Source organism: Labrys sp. ALF-8 (assembly GCF_059699065.1).
The window spans coordinates 1,999,605-2,014,807 of record NZ_AP048538.1 but is presented as its reverse complement, the minus strand read 5'-3'; the positions used below and the strand labels follow the sequence as shown (position 1 = coordinate 2,014,807).

12 protein-coding genes and 1 riboswitch are annotated in these 15,203 nt (G+C 63.2%); of the genes, 7 read left to right on the top strand and 5 right to left on the bottom strand.

Going from position 1 to position 15,203, the window contains the following annotated elements:
* Positions 1-88 precede the first annotated feature (88 nt).
* The 3 genes from AC6H34_RS29740 (at position 89) to AC6H34_RS29730 (ending at position 7,366) form a co-directional block, all read left to right on the top strand.
* Positions 89-586, top strand: a complete 498-nt coding sequence (locus AC6H34_RS29740) for a DUF2165 family protein (RefSeq protein WP_448148233.1) — start codon at positions 89-91, stop codon at positions 584-586.
* Positions 587-1,079: 493 nt separating this feature from the next.
* On the top strand, positions 1,080-3,062 hold the full coding sequence (locus tag AC6H34_RS29735) for an autotransporter assembly complex protein TamA (RefSeq protein WP_497541245.1): 1,983 nt from the start codon (positions 1,080-1,082) through the stop codon (positions 3,060-3,062).
* Complete coding sequence (locus AC6H34_RS29730; protein WP_497541244.1) at positions 3,062-7,366, top strand: translocation/assembly module TamB domain-containing protein; 4,305 nt, start codon at positions 3,062-3,064, stop codon at positions 7,364-7,366. The genes AC6H34_RS29735 and AC6H34_RS29730 overlap by 1 nt, the downstream gene beginning before the upstream one ends.
* A gap of 475 nt (positions 7,367-7,841) precedes the next feature.
* Here the strand turns inward: AC6H34_RS29730 and AC6H34_RS29725 are convergent, their stop codons facing one another.
* From AC6H34_RS29725 to AC6H34_RS29705, 5 genes are all read right to left on the bottom strand, one after another.
* On the bottom strand, positions 7,842-8,168 hold the full coding sequence (locus AC6H34_RS29725; protein WP_497541243.1) for a YMGG-like glycine zipper-containing protein: 327 nt from the start codon (positions 8,166-8,168) through the stop codon (positions 7,842-7,844).
* Positions 8,169-8,300: 132 nt separating this feature from the next.
* Positions 8,301-8,426, bottom strand: a complete 126-nt coding sequence (locus AC6H34_RS29720) for a hypothetical protein (RefSeq protein WP_448148229.1) — start codon at positions 8,424-8,426, stop codon at positions 8,301-8,303.
* Between the two features lie 601 nt (positions 8,427-9,027).
* The gene (locus tag AC6H34_RS29715) at positions 9,028-9,780 is read right to left on the bottom strand and encodes a glucose 1-dehydrogenase (RefSeq protein ID WP_497541242.1); all 753 of its coding nucleotides are present in this window, start codon (positions 9,778-9,780) and stop codon (positions 9,028-9,030) included.
* Between the two features lie 61 nt (positions 9,781-9,841).
* Positions 9,842-10,351: a molybdopterin-guanine dinucleotide biosynthesis protein B gene (gene mobB, locus AC6H34_RS29710; RefSeq protein ID WP_497541294.1), complete on the bottom strand. Its 510-nt coding sequence runs from the start codon at positions 10,349-10,351 to the stop codon at positions 9,842-9,844.
* Positions 10,351-10,608 carry a sulfurtransferase TusA family protein gene (locus AC6H34_RS29705; protein ID WP_448148227.1) on the bottom strand — a complete coding sequence of 86 codons (258 nt, stop codon included), beginning with the start codon at positions 10,606-10,608 and terminating at the stop codon, positions 10,351-10,353. The genes mobB and AC6H34_RS29705 overlap by 1 nt, the downstream gene beginning before the upstream one ends.
* Positions 10,609-10,682: 74 nt before the next feature.
* Here AC6H34_RS29705 and mobA point away from each other — a divergent pair, with 74 nt between their 5' ends.
* The 4 genes from mobA to thiB all read left to right on the top strand — a co-directional run bounded on the left by mobA (position 10,683) and on the right by thiB (position 15,181).
* Positions 10,683-11,303: a molybdenum cofactor guanylyltransferase MobA gene (gene mobA, locus AC6H34_RS29700; RefSeq protein WP_497541241.1), complete on the top strand. Its 621-nt coding sequence runs from the start codon at positions 10,683-10,685 to the stop codon at positions 11,301-11,303.
* 136 nt (positions 11,304-11,439) lie between these two features.
* On the top strand, positions 11,440-13,224 hold the full coding sequence (locus AC6H34_RS29695) for an ABC transporter ATP-binding protein (protein ID WP_497541240.1): 1,785 nt from the start codon (positions 11,440-11,442) through the stop codon (positions 13,222-13,224).
* 15 nt (positions 13,225-13,239) lie between these two features.
* Positions 13,240-13,908, top strand: a complete 669-nt coding sequence (locus AC6H34_RS29690; RefSeq protein ID WP_448148224.1) for an HAD family hydrolase — start codon at positions 13,240-13,242, stop codon at positions 13,906-13,908.
* Positions 13,909-13,998: 90 nt separating this feature from the next.
* Positions 13,999-14,113, top strand: a riboswitch (TPP riboswitch).
* A gap of 66 nt (positions 14,114-14,179) precedes the next feature.
* Positions 14,180-15,181 carry a thiamine ABC transporter substrate binding subunit gene (gene thiB / locus AC6H34_RS29685; RefSeq protein ID WP_497541239.1) on the top strand — a complete coding sequence of 334 codons (1,002 nt, stop codon included), beginning with the start codon at positions 14,180-14,182 and terminating at the stop codon, positions 15,179-15,181.
* Positions 15,182-15,203 lie beyond the last annotated feature (22 nt).

Here is a 15,203-nt window from a genome sequence, read left to right as displayed (position 1 = left end):
GTGGCGGTGGACCGTAGATCGGTCCCTTCATGGGTGGGGCGCGGGCGCCGTTCGCTCCTGCCGTCTGCGGTTTGCGAGGTAAGGAAGTATGATTCTCGTTCGCCTGTGCAAGATTGCCCTGTTGTGCTCCGCTGCCTTGTTCTTCTCTCTTGTGGCATTCGGGAACGTCACCGACTACGATAGCAACTGGATGTTCGTGCAGCATGTCCTGTCGATGGACACGACCTTTCCGAATTCCTCGCTGCACTGGCGCGCGGTTTCCAATCCCTCCCTGCAGCAGGCCGGCTATCTGGCAATCATCGCCTATGAGACCGTCGTTTCCTTGCTACTATGGGTTGGAGCCTTGTTGCTGCTTAGCAGGATTGCCGCCCCAAGCTTCGACGAAGCAAAGTCGGTCGCGATAGCGGGACTCACGCTCGGGCTGCTTCTCTATGCCGTCGGCTTCATCGCCATCGGCGGGGAATGGTTTGCCATGTGGCAGTCCCAGATCTGGAACGGGCAACAGAAGGCGTTCGATTTCATCGGCATGCTCGGTATCATCCTTCTCGCCTTGCTCATGCCGGACGCGGGACACAAGAGCCGGTGACGCCGCCGCGTGAAGCGCGCGCTCGGATTTTCAGGCTGGCGCATTGTACGCTGGAGCGCGTTGCAAGCTCTGTCCGGACGGAACGCAATCCGAATGGCCGTTGCCGCCTGACCCAGCATCGCGCTTAACGCATTGTAAACTTTTTGTATTCCCTAGCGAAATGTAACGCATTATTTTCCAATTTTGTGATCGTCGTTTCAACAGGCAGGCACAATGCGTCTCTGCCGTGCCGCGCACTCTATAAACGGGCAGGGCGTTGACCGAAGAAGCAAAAAGCATTCGGTATATTTTTCTAAGAAGACTTTAAATTGTTCTGCTATCCATTTACTGGACACGGACCACGGCGCACCAAGTTAACCAGTTATTCATTATGATATACGGTTTCGGGTTGATCCGGTCCTGCCCTTTGGCGTAAGGTTGCGATCCGGGGCAGCGCTCCCGCGGCGTAGCGTGATGAGGGCGCTGTACTATGGCGAGGGGTGGACCAGAGGGGATGAGGGGGCTTTTGCGGCTGAACCGCCTCGCCTTGTCACGCCAGCAACTTGCCAGGAGCCTGGCAGTTTCGGCCGCGGCCTTGGCGCTCCTGGCTGGTCTGAAACCTCAGCCCGCCTCGGCGTTCAAGCTCTTCGGCTACAGCTTTTTTGAATCCGAGCAAAAGTCGACTTCGCCCGACGCGCAGCCCTACACCATCACGGTAAACGTCAGCGGGGGCGACAAGGCCATCAAGTCGGCCGTGGAGGGAGCTTCCAGCCTCTACAGCGGGAAGGACGAGGTGCCTCCGCCCAGCACGCCGGCCTTTCTTTCCAAGGCCCGCGCTGAGTATGACCGCGTCCTCGGCGCTCTGTATGCCAATGCCCATTATGGCGCTTCCATCTCCATCCTGGTGAATGGCCGGCCTCTCGAGCAGATCCAGTCAGACGCCACCCTGCCGCATCCCGTGCCCGTGGTGATCAACGTCGATCCGGGGCCGGCCTTTACCTTCGGCCAGATCAATCTCGAGAACCGGGCGCCTCCAAGCCCTGCCGACGAGAATCCGAAGACAAAAACGCCGGAGCGCCTCGGGCTCGTACCGGGCCAGCCCGCCAATTCCGATATCGTCCTTTCGGCCGAGCAGGCGATGATCGACGCGTGGCGCCGTCAAGGCTATCCCAAGGCCAAGGCCTTGCCGCGCAAGATCGTTGCCGACCACGTCAACAACCGTCTGAACGTGACGCTGGCCGTCGAGCCCGGTCGGCTGGCCCATTACGGGCAGATCACCGTCGACGGTACCAAGGACATGGACCCCGCCTTCACGGCGCGGCAGATGGGGCTGGAACCGGGCGGGCGCTATGACCCGGCCGAGATCGAGCTCGCCAAGCGCCGCCTCCAGCATCTGCAGGTGTTCTCCACCACCAGCATCACAGAGGGCGCCATTGCCAGCAACGGCATGATGCCGCTGATGGTCACGGTGGCCGAGCGCCCGCTGCATGTGTTCGGCGCCGGCGCCGAGTATTCGACCACGGATGGTGCCGGCCTCAACGGCTACTGGGAGCACCGCAACCTTTTCGGCCAGGCCGAGCGCCTGCGCCTGGAAGCCAGCGTCTCGGGCATCGATTCCGTCGATACCTCCAACTTCACCTATTCGGGCGGCATCACTTTCGTAAAGCCGGGCATCTGGGATCCCTTCACCGATCTGACCGCACAACTCCTCGCCAAGCGCGAAGTCTACGATCCCTATTCCCAGAACACCTATCGCGCCCGCATCGGCCTCTCGCATGAATTCTCGGAGCAGCTGACCGGCAAGATCGCCGTGAACGGCGAATACGATCAGGTCGACGACGCCTACAACAAGCGCGACCTGCTGTTCTTCAGCCTGCCGGCGGAACTCGCCTACGACACCACGGACGACAAGCTGGAGCCCACGAAGGGGTATCGTCTCAAAGGGCAGGTCGAGCCATTCTACGAAGCCAAGTTCGGCAATTTCGGCGTGGTGAGCCGGTTCGACGGCTCCGCCTATTTCTCCTTCGATTCCATGGGCCGCTACGTTCTTGCCGGGCGCGTCGCCCTGGGCTCGATCGCCGGGGCTCCCGCCGACGAGATGCCGGCCGACCGCCTGTTCTTCGCCGGCGGCGGCGGATCGGTGCGCGGCTACGACTATCGCAGCCTGGGACCCCGGCTTGCCAACGGCTTCATCGTCGGCGGCCAGTCCTTGGCGGAAGCCTCGCTCGAAATGCGGATACGCGTGACCGACACCATCGGCGTCGTACCCTTCGTGGATGCCGGCAGCGCCTTCTCCTCCTCCTTCCCGTCCTTCGACGAGGATATAAAGGTCGGCGCGGGCATTGGCCTGCGCTACTATACCGGCCTGGGAGCCATCAGGCTCGATATCGCACGTGGCCTCACGCAGATCGACGGTCGCGTCATCGACAACGGCAAGGTCAAGCGGCAGCATACCCCACCCTTTGCCCTCTATATCGGATTGGGGGAGAGCTTCTGATGCAGCGCAGGACGATCCTCGCAATCGCGGTGGTGGCGGTCGTGGTGCCGCTCGGCCTGCGCGAACTTGCGCCCGCGCGCGCTGACGACGCCAGCGACAAGTCGTGGTTCGTCTCCTATGTCGAGAATACCATCTCGACTCCCGACCAGAAGATTTCGCTTGGCCAGATCGACGGCGCCCTGTCCTCGGACGTGAAGATCTCCTCGATCACCATCGCGGATCGGCAGGGTGTGTGGCTGACCATCAAGGATGCCCATCTGGTATGGAGCCGCACGGCGTTGCTGAGCGGCAGGCTTGATATCGATTCGCTCGAGGCGAGTTCGATCGAGATCACCCGCAAGCCCAATCCGCCCGAGGGTGTGCAGCCCGCCGCGAGTTCTCAGGGCTTCTCGCTGCCGGAACTGCCAGTATCGGTGAAGCTGGGCAAGCTCGCAGTGCCCGTCGTCAAGCTCTCCGCGGCGCTGGCCGGCGAGGAGACGGTCTTCGATGTCAATGGCAATGCACTGCTCGAGGGCGGCAAACTGCACGCCGAATTGGCGATCAAGCGGACCCAACCCCCGGGCGGCGACCTGACTTTCACCACCGATTTCGACAACGCCACCCGCCAGCTCAACCTCAATCTGTCGCTGCAGGAGCCTCATGGCGGCTTCCTGAGCAGCATGTTGAAGGTTCCGGGTAACCCGGCGCTCGGCTTCACCATCGTCGGTTCGGGGCCTCTCGATAATTTTGCGGCCGACCTTGCCCTTTCCGCCGACGGCACGAAGCTGTTCGGCGGCAAGACGATCCTCGCCCAGGGAGCGAACGGCCTAACCTTCAGGTCGGACCTGAGCGGTTCGCTGGAGCGGCTGGTCGATCCCGCCTATGCCGATTTCGTCAAGGGCCAGTCGGTCATCTCCGTGGCCGGCGGGCAGGCCGCGGGCGGCGGCTATACCCTCGATCACGCCACGATCAAATCCGGCGTGATCGATCTCGCCCTCTCGGCCGCGCTTTCCCGCGATGCCTTCCCGACCGAACTCAAGCTCGACGGCAAGTTCGGCGCTGCCGACGGCCATGACATCCTGCTGCCGGGCGGGGGCGCCCATATCCGGGGCATGGCGCTGACGGCGCAATTCGGCAATGGCGGCTGGAATGCCAACTTCGACCTGCAGCAGCTGGTGGCCGGTACGGTGCGGGCCGAGAGCGCGACCATTCAGGCCGGCGGCGATGCCCAGAACCTGGAAAACCCGCAGAGCCGGAGCCTGACATTCAAGGTCACCGGCCATGGCGACAAGTTGAACTCGAGCGATCCGGCGCTCGCCAAGGCACTCGGCAAGGTGCTTGATCTGACCGCCGCCGGCAAATGGCAGGCGGGGCAGCCGGTAATCGTGGACGGCGTGCACCTGGCGGCCAACGCCGCTCAGGCCGGTTTCACCGGAAAGATCGATGGTACCACGCTGAGCGGCGTCTACACGCTTTCCACGCCCGATATCTCCGTCTTCTCCGGCCTTGCCGGTCGCGACATGCGCGGCAAGACCGATCTCTCCGCCAAAGGCGATATCGCTCTGGTGGGAGGAGCCACGAACCTCGCCTTCGAGGGCAATGCGACCGACGTGGCGATCGGCGACCCGCGGGCCGACGCCTTGTTGAAAGGCATAACCAATCTCAAGGGTGGGGTGCGGCGCGATGAGCAGGGCCTGCATTTCGATGCCGTCAATCTCGGCAACAAGCAGTTCACTGCTTCCGCAAACGGCCTTTACGGCGCCAAGGCCATGGACTTCAAGGCTACCGCCGGTCTCACGGACATCCGGCTGGTGACGGATCGAGCGTCCGGCGCCATCGACCTCGTCGCCACGCTGAAGGGCTCGGCCGAGAAGCCCGATGTCGTCGCCGACATCAACGCGCCGAAGCTGACGCTCCAGGGCAAGCCCTTCACCGAGGGCAAGGCGAATTTCACCGGTTCTGTCGCAGGCGCCGCCGTCAACGGTGCCTTCAGCCTCTCGGGCTTGCTAGACCACATGCCGGTGAAGGCGGCTGCGGGCATTGTCACCACGGATGACGGTACGCACCAGATCAACGGCCTTTCCGTCAGCGCAGGCGCTGCCCAGATCGCGGGCGACCTCGCATTGCGGCCCGACGGGCTCGCGAGTGGGAAATTGAATGCCGCGGTGCCGGATGTGGCTGCCGTCGCGCCGTTGCTGCTCATCAAGGCATCCGGTTCGGTCACCGCGAACGTCGCGCTTTCGGTCGATGGGACGAAGCAGAACGCCGCGGTCAAGGCGCAGGCCAAGGCTCTGAAGATCGAGAACAATACTGTCGGCGGCGCCAACATCGACCTGACGGCCACCGATCTGAAGGGAGTGCCCGCCCTGGCCGGCAGTGCAACGGCCAGCAATGTTCAGTCCGGATCCTTCATCCTCAACCAGTTGCAGGCCAACGCGCGCTCCGAAGGGGCCAACAGCACGGCATTCCAGGTCCAGGGCACCATGCCGAAGGGCAAGCTTGCCGTTTCCGGCGCCATCAAGCCGGCCGGTGACGGGCTCGATGCTCGCCTCGATGCACTCAACGTCCAGCAGCAGGGCATTTCCGCTTCGCTTGCTTCTCCTGTCACTATCGCCAGCCGCAAGAGCGGCGTGACCATTCCGAAGACCGTGCTGAGGATCGGGCAGGGAGGACAGGTCTCGGTCGACGGCACGGTAGGCGACAATATTGCCATGAACGTGGTGGTCAGCCAGTTGCCTGTCTCGCTGGCCAATCTCTTCTCCCCAGGCCTCGGAGCGAGCGGCACCCTGTCCGCCAATGCCCGGGTCTCAGGCAAGACTGCCGACCCCAATGCGGAATTCCAGGTCACCGGTGCCAATCTCAACGCAGCTCCCCTCAAAGGCATGGGGCTCTCGGCCCTCCAGCTCTCGGCCAGCGGGCGGTATGCCGGCAAGACGGTGAGCATCGAACGCGCAAATGTGACGGGTGGCGGGGGCCTCACCGTGTCAGCGCATGGCCAGGTGCCGCTTTCCGGGCCGGGCCTCTCGGTATCGGTGCAGGGTTCGGCGCCGCTCGCGCTCGCCAACGGCCTGCTTAGGGATCGCGGCGGGAGGGCAACCGGCACTCTCACGCTGAACGCCAGTGCCAGCGGCTCGATTGCCTCGCCTGTCGTTTCCGGACAGGCGGTGATTGCCGGCGGTACGGTGACCGATCCCGAGACCGGCATGAAACTGACAGGTATTGGCGCCACTGTGCGTTTCGATGGCGATCGCGCCACCATCGCCCAGTTCAGCGCGACCACGCAGGGCGGCGGGACGATCGGCGTCAGCGGCTCGGTCTCGCTCAAGCGGGATCTGGCGGCGGATCTCGCCATCACCATGCGAAACGCCAAGTTGACCGACGGCGACCTTGCCACGGCCATTGTCAGCAGCGACGTTACGGTGCGCGGGCCGCTGATGTCGCAGCCGGTGGTGGGCGGGCGTATCACCATCCAGCGCGCGGAGATAACCATCCCCGAACGCTTCGCCACCAACGCGGCAATGCTGGGCGTCAAGCATCTCAAACCGCCCCCGCAGGTGGCGCGCACGCTCGCCAAGGCCAATCCTCCCCTCAAGGGTGGCAGGAAGGGCGGTAGGAGCGGGGCAGGCCCGAACGTCATTCTTGATCTCACGATCGACGCGCCCGCCCGCATCTTCGTGCGAGGCCGCGGCATCGACGCCGAACTCGGTGGCCAGATGACGCTGAAGGGCCCTGCTTCGAACCTGGCACCCGTCGGTGCCTTCGAACTGCGGCGCGGTTCGCTCGACGTGATCGGCCAGCACATCGTGTTCGACAGCGGCAAGGTCACGTTGTTGGGCGATCTCGATCCGGAGATCGATTTCGTCGCCACCACCAGTTCCAGTTCGATTGCGGTGACAGCCCGCGTCACCGGCCGGGCATCCGATCCGCAGATCGTGCTGTCCTCCGTGCCGGAGTTGCCCCAGGACGAAGTGATGGCTCACTTCCTGTTCGGCCGCAGCATCCAGGACCTGTCGCCGATGCAGATCGTGCAGCTCGCCACGGCTGTCGCCCAGCTCGCCGGCGGTCCTTCCGGCCCGGATCTCCTGGGCAGCATCCGCAAGTCGACTGGGCTCGACAATCTCGGCGTCGTGACGGATTCCAAGGGCAACGCCGCAGTGCAGGCAGGTCGCTACATCGGTGACAATATCTACCTGGGTGTGACCACGGGGGTCGGTGGTCAGACGGATGCCACCATCAATCTCGACGTCACCAAGAACCTCAAGCTTCGCGGCCAGGCCGGCACGGATGGATCCAAGGCCGGCATTTATTACGAGCGCGAATATTGATGTGGAGTCCTCGGCGCCAGCCGCGCCGAGGGCAAGATCTTCGTCATCATCCCAGGAGTGGTCGTTTCCTGGCCTCGCTGGCCTCCATCGGCGTTGCCTCAATAATAATCCGGCTCCACCTCATAGCGCGGTGCCGGGACATATCTGGGATGGTCGTAATAGTAGGATGGAGCTTCGCGATAGTAACGGGGGCTGTCATAGTATTCGCGCTCATATCGTGGGCCGACATATCCTCTGCTGTTCGGAACACAACGTCCATTGCTTCGGTAATAGCCCCGTGCGCAGCCTGCATCCACGTTTTGGATGAGCTGGACGGACGCCGTCGCGTCCGGCGATAAGCCATTGGCACGGGCCGCGGGAATAGCCGCAGTCCCCAAGACAGCCGTTAAGCCGGCGATAAACAAATGCCTCATTTCATGCACTCCGTATGACTTGAATGCCACTCTGCAAGCATCGACGGATCGAAGGATCCACGTCAGTAGTACGCCGTGCAGATGCGATTTCCGTAGGAGTCGTAGCCGACGCGTGCGCATTGGCGTCCGCCATCATAGCCATCATAGGCCGGCTCTTGGGATGGGGTGGTCGCAGCCCCGACGGCAGTGCCGCCCGCCGCGCCGATCGCGCCGCCTATGAGCGCACCACGGCCGGGATGCCGGTTGGACACCGCCGCGCCATCCGCGGCGCCGCCTACGCCTCCGATGACGGCTCCGCCGACGGCCCGATCGCCCGGATCATCGGTCTGGCATGCCGCCAGGAACATTGCGAATGCAGTCGCTGAGAGAATGGGTAGAAGCCTGCCCATGTGCTTCCTCCTTGATTGCGATCAAGGGGGAAAACAATTCGCAAACCGGTTCGTTCCACTTTTGCGTGTGGAGCACGCAGGCGCCTCGCGCGTGCAACCCTCCATTTGTGCGGAGGAACGCGCCTCTATCGTCTACAGACGGAGCAGGCCTGTCTGGGTGCAGAACATCATCCCGGCGACCGCGATGGCCGCGACGATGAGTGCCACGATCAGGACATATGCGCCAGTCTCGGAGGTATTCTGGGATCTTGTCGCCATGTTCACAGAGTAGTGCCCGGACCACAGCAGGACAACGCATACAAAGGTGGACGAAGTGTATGGCTTCCTATGTCTCGTGCCGCGGCGGAGGTGGTGGAACTCCCCCATTCGCGTGCGGCCGTATACCGCCTGGAGGTATCAATCGGGGTATGGCCTCACGGGCCGGTTCCTCCCGGATGCGCGCCCGTCGCGTCGCCGGTTGCGTGGTTTCAGGCGAGAGATCGCCCTTGAGACAGTCCCCGGACGCCTGGGCTGCTCGCAATCGAAATGATGGAGGACAAGATGCCTGGGTTCATCACAGTGATAGTAAAGTTATCAGATGATTGTGATTAATATTGTAATGTCGGACAATTATCTCGCTGTTGCTGATACACAGTAAGAAATTTATTCATTATCCATTGACATGAAAACTGTGTTGTGTATTTAGGCGCGGGTCGGAAGTTGAGGCATTATTTACCGGTGTCTTCGCCGAAACGGTTTGGGCCGAGCGTAGATTTCGACCTTGATGACTGCAGATAAATAAATGACTGGGGGAGGTCCTGTGGCCTCCCCCTGTTTCTTGGGCGCGATGCGCCGTCTGCGTCCCATGGACGAAAGGTCGCTATCGTCCCCCCGACACTCTCAGGATAGAACCCGTCACGTAGCTTGCCGCTTCCGAGAGCAGGTACATCACCGCATCCGCGATTTCTTCCGGCTTGCCGATACGCTGCATGGGGATCGATGGCCTGATACGCTCGACCCGATCCGGATCGCCGGTGCTGCGATCATGGATCTCCGTCTCGGTCATGCCCGGTGCGACGGCATTCACGCGCACCCCCTCCATGGCGAGCTCCCGGGCCATGCCGATGGTAAGACCGTCGACGGCGGCCTTCGAGGCGGCGTACCAGACATATTCGCCGGGTGATCCGATATCGGCCGCCACCGAGGAGATGTTGACGATGGCGCCGCCTGGGCCGCCGAGGCGCGTCGACAGGCGTTTGGCCGCCTCCCGTGCGACCAGGATCGCGCCGGTGACGTTCAGGTCGATCGTCTCGCGGATCACCTTGGGATCGACATCCGTGAGGCGGCCGGACCGGCCGGTGATGCCGGCATTGTTGACCATGTGGGTGAGTTTGCCGAACTCGTCGGTTGCGGTGAAGAGGGCTGCGATGTCCGCTTCGTCGGCCATGTCGCCGGCCAGTACGAGCGCGCGGGCGCCGGCCCTGTGCACGGCATCGGCCACCTGGCCGGCCGCGGCGTGGTCGCTGCGGTAGTTGATGACGAGGTCATAGCCGGCCTGGGCTGCCTTGAGGCAGACGGCTGCGCCGATACCCCGGCTTCCGCCGGTGACGAGAAGAAGGGGGCGTTTCGACATGGTCTGCGATTCCTTGCGTGAAATGCTGGCTAGGTTCGATCTCAGGGGGGGCTGCAGGGGATCACCCTATCTCATATCCGATCGGAACGGCCTCCCGGATCACCCAGTCGGCGATGCCGGCGATATCGTCAAGGTGGAAGCGCGGCACCGGGAAAGGACCGGGAGCATCGGTGGCAATCGCGCGGATGAAGGGATCGTCGGGATAAATGTAATCCTTGTCGACAGCCACGCGGTGGATCTCGATCTTCGGATGGGGATCGCGCTTGAATCCCTCGACGATGACGAGATCGACAGGCAAGAGCCGCTTGAGCAACTCCGGCAAAGATGGTTCGGGCGCGCCGCGCAGTTCATGCATGAGCGCGAACCGGTTGGCGGAGGAAACCAGAACCTCCTGCGCGCCTGATTCCCGATGAACGTAGGAGTCCTTGCCTGGCGTGTCGACGTCGAATGCATGATGGGCGTGCTTGACGGTGGAGACCGTCAGGCCACGGCGGCGCAGTTCCGGAATCAAGGCGGCTATCAGGGTCGTCTTGCCGGCACCGCTCCAGCCCGAAAGGCCCATCAGACGCATCATGGTGCCGACGCCTTGCGCAGGCGATAGGCGGTAAAACCCTCCCCCGGGCTGCAGCCTTCGTAGAGGTTGCCCGTTTCGCGGGCGAGATTGGGCAGGTCTATAGCGGCCATCGGATCCGTACATTCGAGGACGAGCAGGTCCCCCGGCCGCAGGCGCGCGAGTTCCTTCTGCGCGCGCAGCACGGGCAACGGGCATTTCAGGCCGCGCAGGTCGAGGCGAAGTGCTTCGGCGGAGGAGGGGCTTGTGGCAGGCATTGCCTTGGCTGTAGCTGTCCTCAGGTGTGCGTTCAACCTTTGTCTATGCGCAGGGGGCAGGGCATGGTGGCGCAATGAAGAGAGATACGAACAGAACCATGGGCCTGATCCTGGCCGGCGGCCTTTCGCGCCGAATGGGCGGCGGCGACAAGGGCCTGTCGCTGCTGGGCGGCGAAACCATTCTCGAGCGTATCGCGGGGCGCATGAAGCCGCAGGTGGAGGTTCTGTTCCTGAACGCCAACGGCGACCCGGATCGTCTCGCGGATCTTGGTCTTGCGATCCTGCCCGATACTTTGCCGGGCTTTCCCGGCCCGCTCGCCGGCGTGCTGGCCGGCCTCGATCATGCCGCGCACGCCGGATATCAACAGGTCGCCGTCGTTCCCTGCGATGCACCCTTCCTTCCGGCCGATCTCGTGGCTCGCCTCGGTGCGGCGGCGGGCTCCAGCGGTGGCGCGGTCGCGACTTCCGGCGGCCGGCGCCATCCTACCGCGGCCCTCTGGCCCGTACGTCTGCATGCGGCGCTGAAGTCGGCGCTGGTCGAGGAGGATCAGAGGCGTGTCGAGACGATCCTGCGGCGCTACGATTTCGTCGAGGTGGAATGGCCGGTGGAACCGCTGGATCCTTTCATGAACGTCAACGATCGCGATGGCCTCGCAGCGGCGAGGGATCTGCTCGAGCGATGGCCGCAAGCCTGAGGCTGCACGGTGGCGGCCTGTCTGGCATCTTCGGCGCATGTCCATGCATAAAATGATCTTCCTGCAAGAAACTGGCCTTGCTTCCACGTGAATGCTAGAAGCGCGCGCATCTACAGGAGTTGCCGTCATTTCCGCCTTGAAGATCGATATCCCGAAGCAAAACCCGATACGCGCTCTTCCGATCCTGCGCCGCCTGTTTCGGGATGAGGGCAGCCGGCACACGAAGTCCTATGCTCTGGCCATCGTCGCGGGGGCGATCGAGGCGTCGATGGGAGGCCTCGTGGCCTGGCTGATCGGTCCGGTGATCCGGGCGATGTGGGACAAGCAGAGCATGCTGCAGATCGCGGGCTTTGCAGCGCTGGTGGTCCTCGTCTTCATGGTTCGCGGCGCGGCGTCCTACATCAAGGATACGGTGCTAGCCCGCATCGGCAGCAGCATCATCGCCAGCGTGCAGAAGCGCCTGTTCAATCATGTCGTGCAGCAGGACATGTCCTACTTCACCGCCCGGCACTCGACGGAGATGGTGGCCTCCAACACCTTCGTGGCGAACTCCTCGCGTGTCGCCTCGAATTTGCTGGTCAATTCGATCAGCAACGTATTGCAGGTGTTCTCGCTGATCGCAGTGATGATCATCCGCGATCCCCTGCTGGCCATTTCGGCCCTGGTGGTCATGCCTCCAGCCGTGATCGGCATTCGCTACATTACCCGACGCGTCGGGCGCGTGGTGAGGCGGCAGTATCAAAGCACCGCACAAATCACGGGAATTATTCAGGAAACCTCGCAAGGGATTCGCGTCGTCAAGTCCTTCGGCATGGAGGACGCCATGCGCCAGCGCATGGATGCCGGCGTGGCGGAAGCGCAGGCGGCCGCGAACAAGATGGCTGCGCTCGGCAACCGCTCCGGCCCGATCATGGAAACGATGGCCGGCTGCGCGGTGGCGGCCGTCATCGTCTATGGCGGCTGGCGCATCACCGCCGGGGCGCTCTCCGTGGACGAACTGGTATCGTTCCTGTTCGCCTTCCTTACCGCCTATGCACCGTCCAAGGCACTGGCCAAGGTCAATGTCGATATCAACGCGGCAGTGGCGGGCGTCAGCATGTTCTATGACATCCTCGACACCCCGGCGGGCGAGGGGCCGTCCGAGCGCGCCAAGCCGTCCTTCGTCAACAAAGGCGGCAATATCGTCTTCGACAAGGTGATCTTCGGCTACAAGCCCGACGAGCCGGTGCTGCGTGAATTGTCACTCACGGCGGAGGCCGGCAAGACCACGGCGCTGGTCGGCCAGTCCGGAGGCGGCAAGTCGACCGTGGTCAATCTCATCCTGCGCTTTTACGAGCCGCAGTCGGGCAGGATCGTGATCGACGGGCAGGATATCGGAAGGGTCTCCGTGGCGAGCCTGCGCGAGGCGATGGCCTATGTCGGCCAGGATGTCTTCCTGTTCGCGGGCACCATCCGCGAGAACATCGCCTTCGGCTATCCAGGCGCCTCGCAGGAGGCGATCGAGAAGGCTGCGAAGGCGGCCTACGCGCATGATTTCATCCGGAATTTCGATCGGGGATACGATACCGAGGTTGGCGAGCGCGGCCTGCAGCTCTCGGGCGGCCAGCGCGCCCGCATCGCCATTGCCCGCGCCATCCTGCGCGATGCCTCGATCATCCTGCTGGACGAGGCAACGGCGGCACTCGATTCCGAATCCGAACAGGCCGTGCAAAACGCGCTGGACGACCTGTGCGCCGGCCGCACCGTCGTCGTCATCGCCCATCGCCTGCAGACGATCCAGGAGGCCGACAAGATCTGTGTGATCGAGGCAGGCCGGGTCGTGGAGGAGGGCACGCATGAGGCCCTGCTCGCGCGCGGCGGCCGTTACGCCAACCTCTATGCCGTGCAGTTTCGCGACGAGCCCGAGCTCTCGCCCCTTTGAGAAGGTTCCTGTTCCGTGAAGTCCGTTGCCCTGTTCGATCTCGATGGCACCCTCGTCGATGCCGATCATCTTCACTACGAGGCATGGAAGCACATGCTCTCGCCGCACGGCATCGATCTCACTGAGAAATCCTATCGCACCGATGTCATGGGGGCGCCCAACAGCCTTCTCCTGTCGAGTTTGCTCAAGGATCTCGACGAAAAAGCCGGCCTCGCCCTGATCGACGACAAGGAGGAGATGTTCCGCCGGCTCTTCGTCAAGGTGGAGCCGGCCCGCGGGCTGAACGCTTTCCTGGACTGGCTCGCAGGCCGCGGCGTGCCGGTTGGCGTCGTCACCAACGCGCCGAGGGCCAATGCCGAGCACCAGCTCAACGGGTTGGGATTGGTGGAGCGCTTTCCGCAAGTGGTGATCGGTGCCGAGGTGGCGCGGCCCAAGCCCTTTCCCGACCCCTATCTGGCCGGGCTGGAGCGTCTGGGCGGTACGGCCGCGAAGAGCCTCGCCTTCGAGGATTCTCGTTCGGGAATCGCCGCCGGCAAGGCGGCGGGCCTTGCCGTCATCGGGCTGATGACGGGCATGAGCGAGGCGGCGATGCTTGCAGAAGGGGTGGACCTCGCCATTCCCGACTATGAGGATCCACGCCTCATGCCCTTCGCCGCACGCCGCATGGAGCTCGCGGGAGGCTAGGGGAATCCGCGGAAGGACGATACCCCGGCTTTGCACTGCCCAGCCGGCAAAGAATCGCCTTTCCCTCTCCCTCCGAACACGCTAACACCAGATCGTCTCATGGGGTGCCCGCAAGGGCTGAGAGGCCGAAGGCGTGGTGCTTTCGGGCCAACCCATCGAACCTGATCCGGGTCGTACCGGCGGAGGGATGAGCCTTGAAGCAGCACGTTTCCATTGCGCTCTCTTCAGAGTCGTTGTCCGTCCCGATCCGTCGTCGATATGGAGGACGCTCATGCTGAAGAAAATCCTGGCCGCGCTCACGCTTGCGGTCCTCGCCACGGCTGCCTCCGCGCAGGAGAAGCCCGTTCTCACCATCTACACCTATGAGAGCTTCTCGGGCGAATATGGTCCTGGCAAGCAGTTGCAGACTGCGTTCGAAGCCAAGTGCGGCTGCACGATCAAGTATGTTACCGCCGACGACGGCGGCGCGCTGTTCGCCAAGCTCAAGCTGGAGGGAGCATCCACCAAGGCCGACGTCGTTGTCGGCCTGGACGACAATCTCATGGGCGAGGCGGAAAAATCCGGCCTGTTCGCGCCACATGGTATCGCGACCGACGGCCTTTCCCTTCCGGAGCCCTGGACCAGCAAGATCTTCGTGCCGTTCGATTGGGGATATTTCGCTTTCGTCTATGATGGCGACAAGCTCAAGAACCCGCCAGCCAGCCTGAAGGACCTCGTTGAAAAAAAGGACGGTCCGAAGGTCGTCATCGAGGATCCGCGTACCTCCACGCCGGGGCTCGGCCTGCTTGCCTGGATGAAGGCGGTCTATGGCGACAAGGCTGGCGATGCGTGGAAGCAGTTGAAGCCACGCATCGTGACGGTTACGCCCGGCTGGTCGGAAGCCTATGGGCTCTTCCTCAAGGGCGAGGCCGACATGGTGCTCTCCTATTCCACCTCGCCTTCCTATCACATCGGGGTCGAGAAGAAGACGAACTACCACGCCGCCATGTTCCCGGAAGGGCATCAGGTGCAGGTCGAGGTCGCCGGTCTGGTGGCGAACTCCAGGCAGCAGGATCTCGGGCGCCAGTTCCTGACCTTCCTGCTTTCCGGTGACGGACAGGCGGTGCTGCCGGAAACCAACTGGATGTATCCCGCCAGGATGCCTGCCGCCGGCCTGCCCGACAGTTTCAAGGCCGTGCCCGTACCCGCCAAGGCGCTGATGTCCGACCCCGCCAAGCTCGCCGAAAGCCGCAAGGCCTGGATCGACGAATGGCTTGCGGCGATGGCGAAGTGAACGCTGGTATGGCGAGCGCAGA

Bases quoted from the DNA above. Each gene is read 5' to 3' on its own strand.
- AC6H34_RS29740 (WP_448148233.1), top strand. From the start codon at position 89: ATGATTCTCGTTCGCCTGTGCAAGATTGCCCTGTTGTGCTCCGCTGCC.
- AC6H34_RS29735 (WP_497541245.1), top strand. From the start codon at position 1,080: ATGAGGGGGCTTTTGCGGCTGAACCGCCTCGCCTTGTCACGCCAGCAA.
- AC6H34_RS29730 (WP_497541244.1), top strand. From the start codon at position 3,062: ATGCAGCGCAGGACGATCCTCGCAATCGCGGTGGTGGCGGTCGTGGTG.
- AC6H34_RS29725 (WP_497541243.1), bottom strand. From the start codon at position 8,168: ATGGGCAGGCTTCTACCCATTCTCTCAGCGACTGCATTCGCAATGTTC.
- AC6H34_RS29720 (WP_448148229.1), bottom strand. From the start codon at position 8,426: ATGGCGACAAGATCCCAGAATACCTCCGAGACTGGCGCATATGTCCTG.
- AC6H34_RS29715 (WP_497541242.1), bottom strand. From the start codon at position 9,780: ATGTCGAAACGCCCCCTTCTTCTCGTCACCGGCGGAAGCCGGGGTATC.
- mobB (WP_497541294.1), bottom strand. From the start codon at position 10,351: ATGCGTCTGATGGGCCTTTCGGGCTGGAGCGGTGCCGGCAAGACGACC.
- AC6H34_RS29705 (WP_448148227.1), bottom strand. From the start codon at position 10,608: ATGCCTGCCACAAGCCCCTCCTCCGCCGAAGCACTTCGCCTCGACCTG.
- mobA (WP_497541241.1), top strand. From the start codon at position 10,683: ATGAAGAGAGATACGAACAGAACCATGGGCCTGATCCTGGCCGGCGGC.
- thiB (WP_497541239.1), top strand. From the start codon at position 14,180: ATGCTGAAGAAAATCCTGGCCGCGCTCACGCTTGCGGTCCTCGCCACG.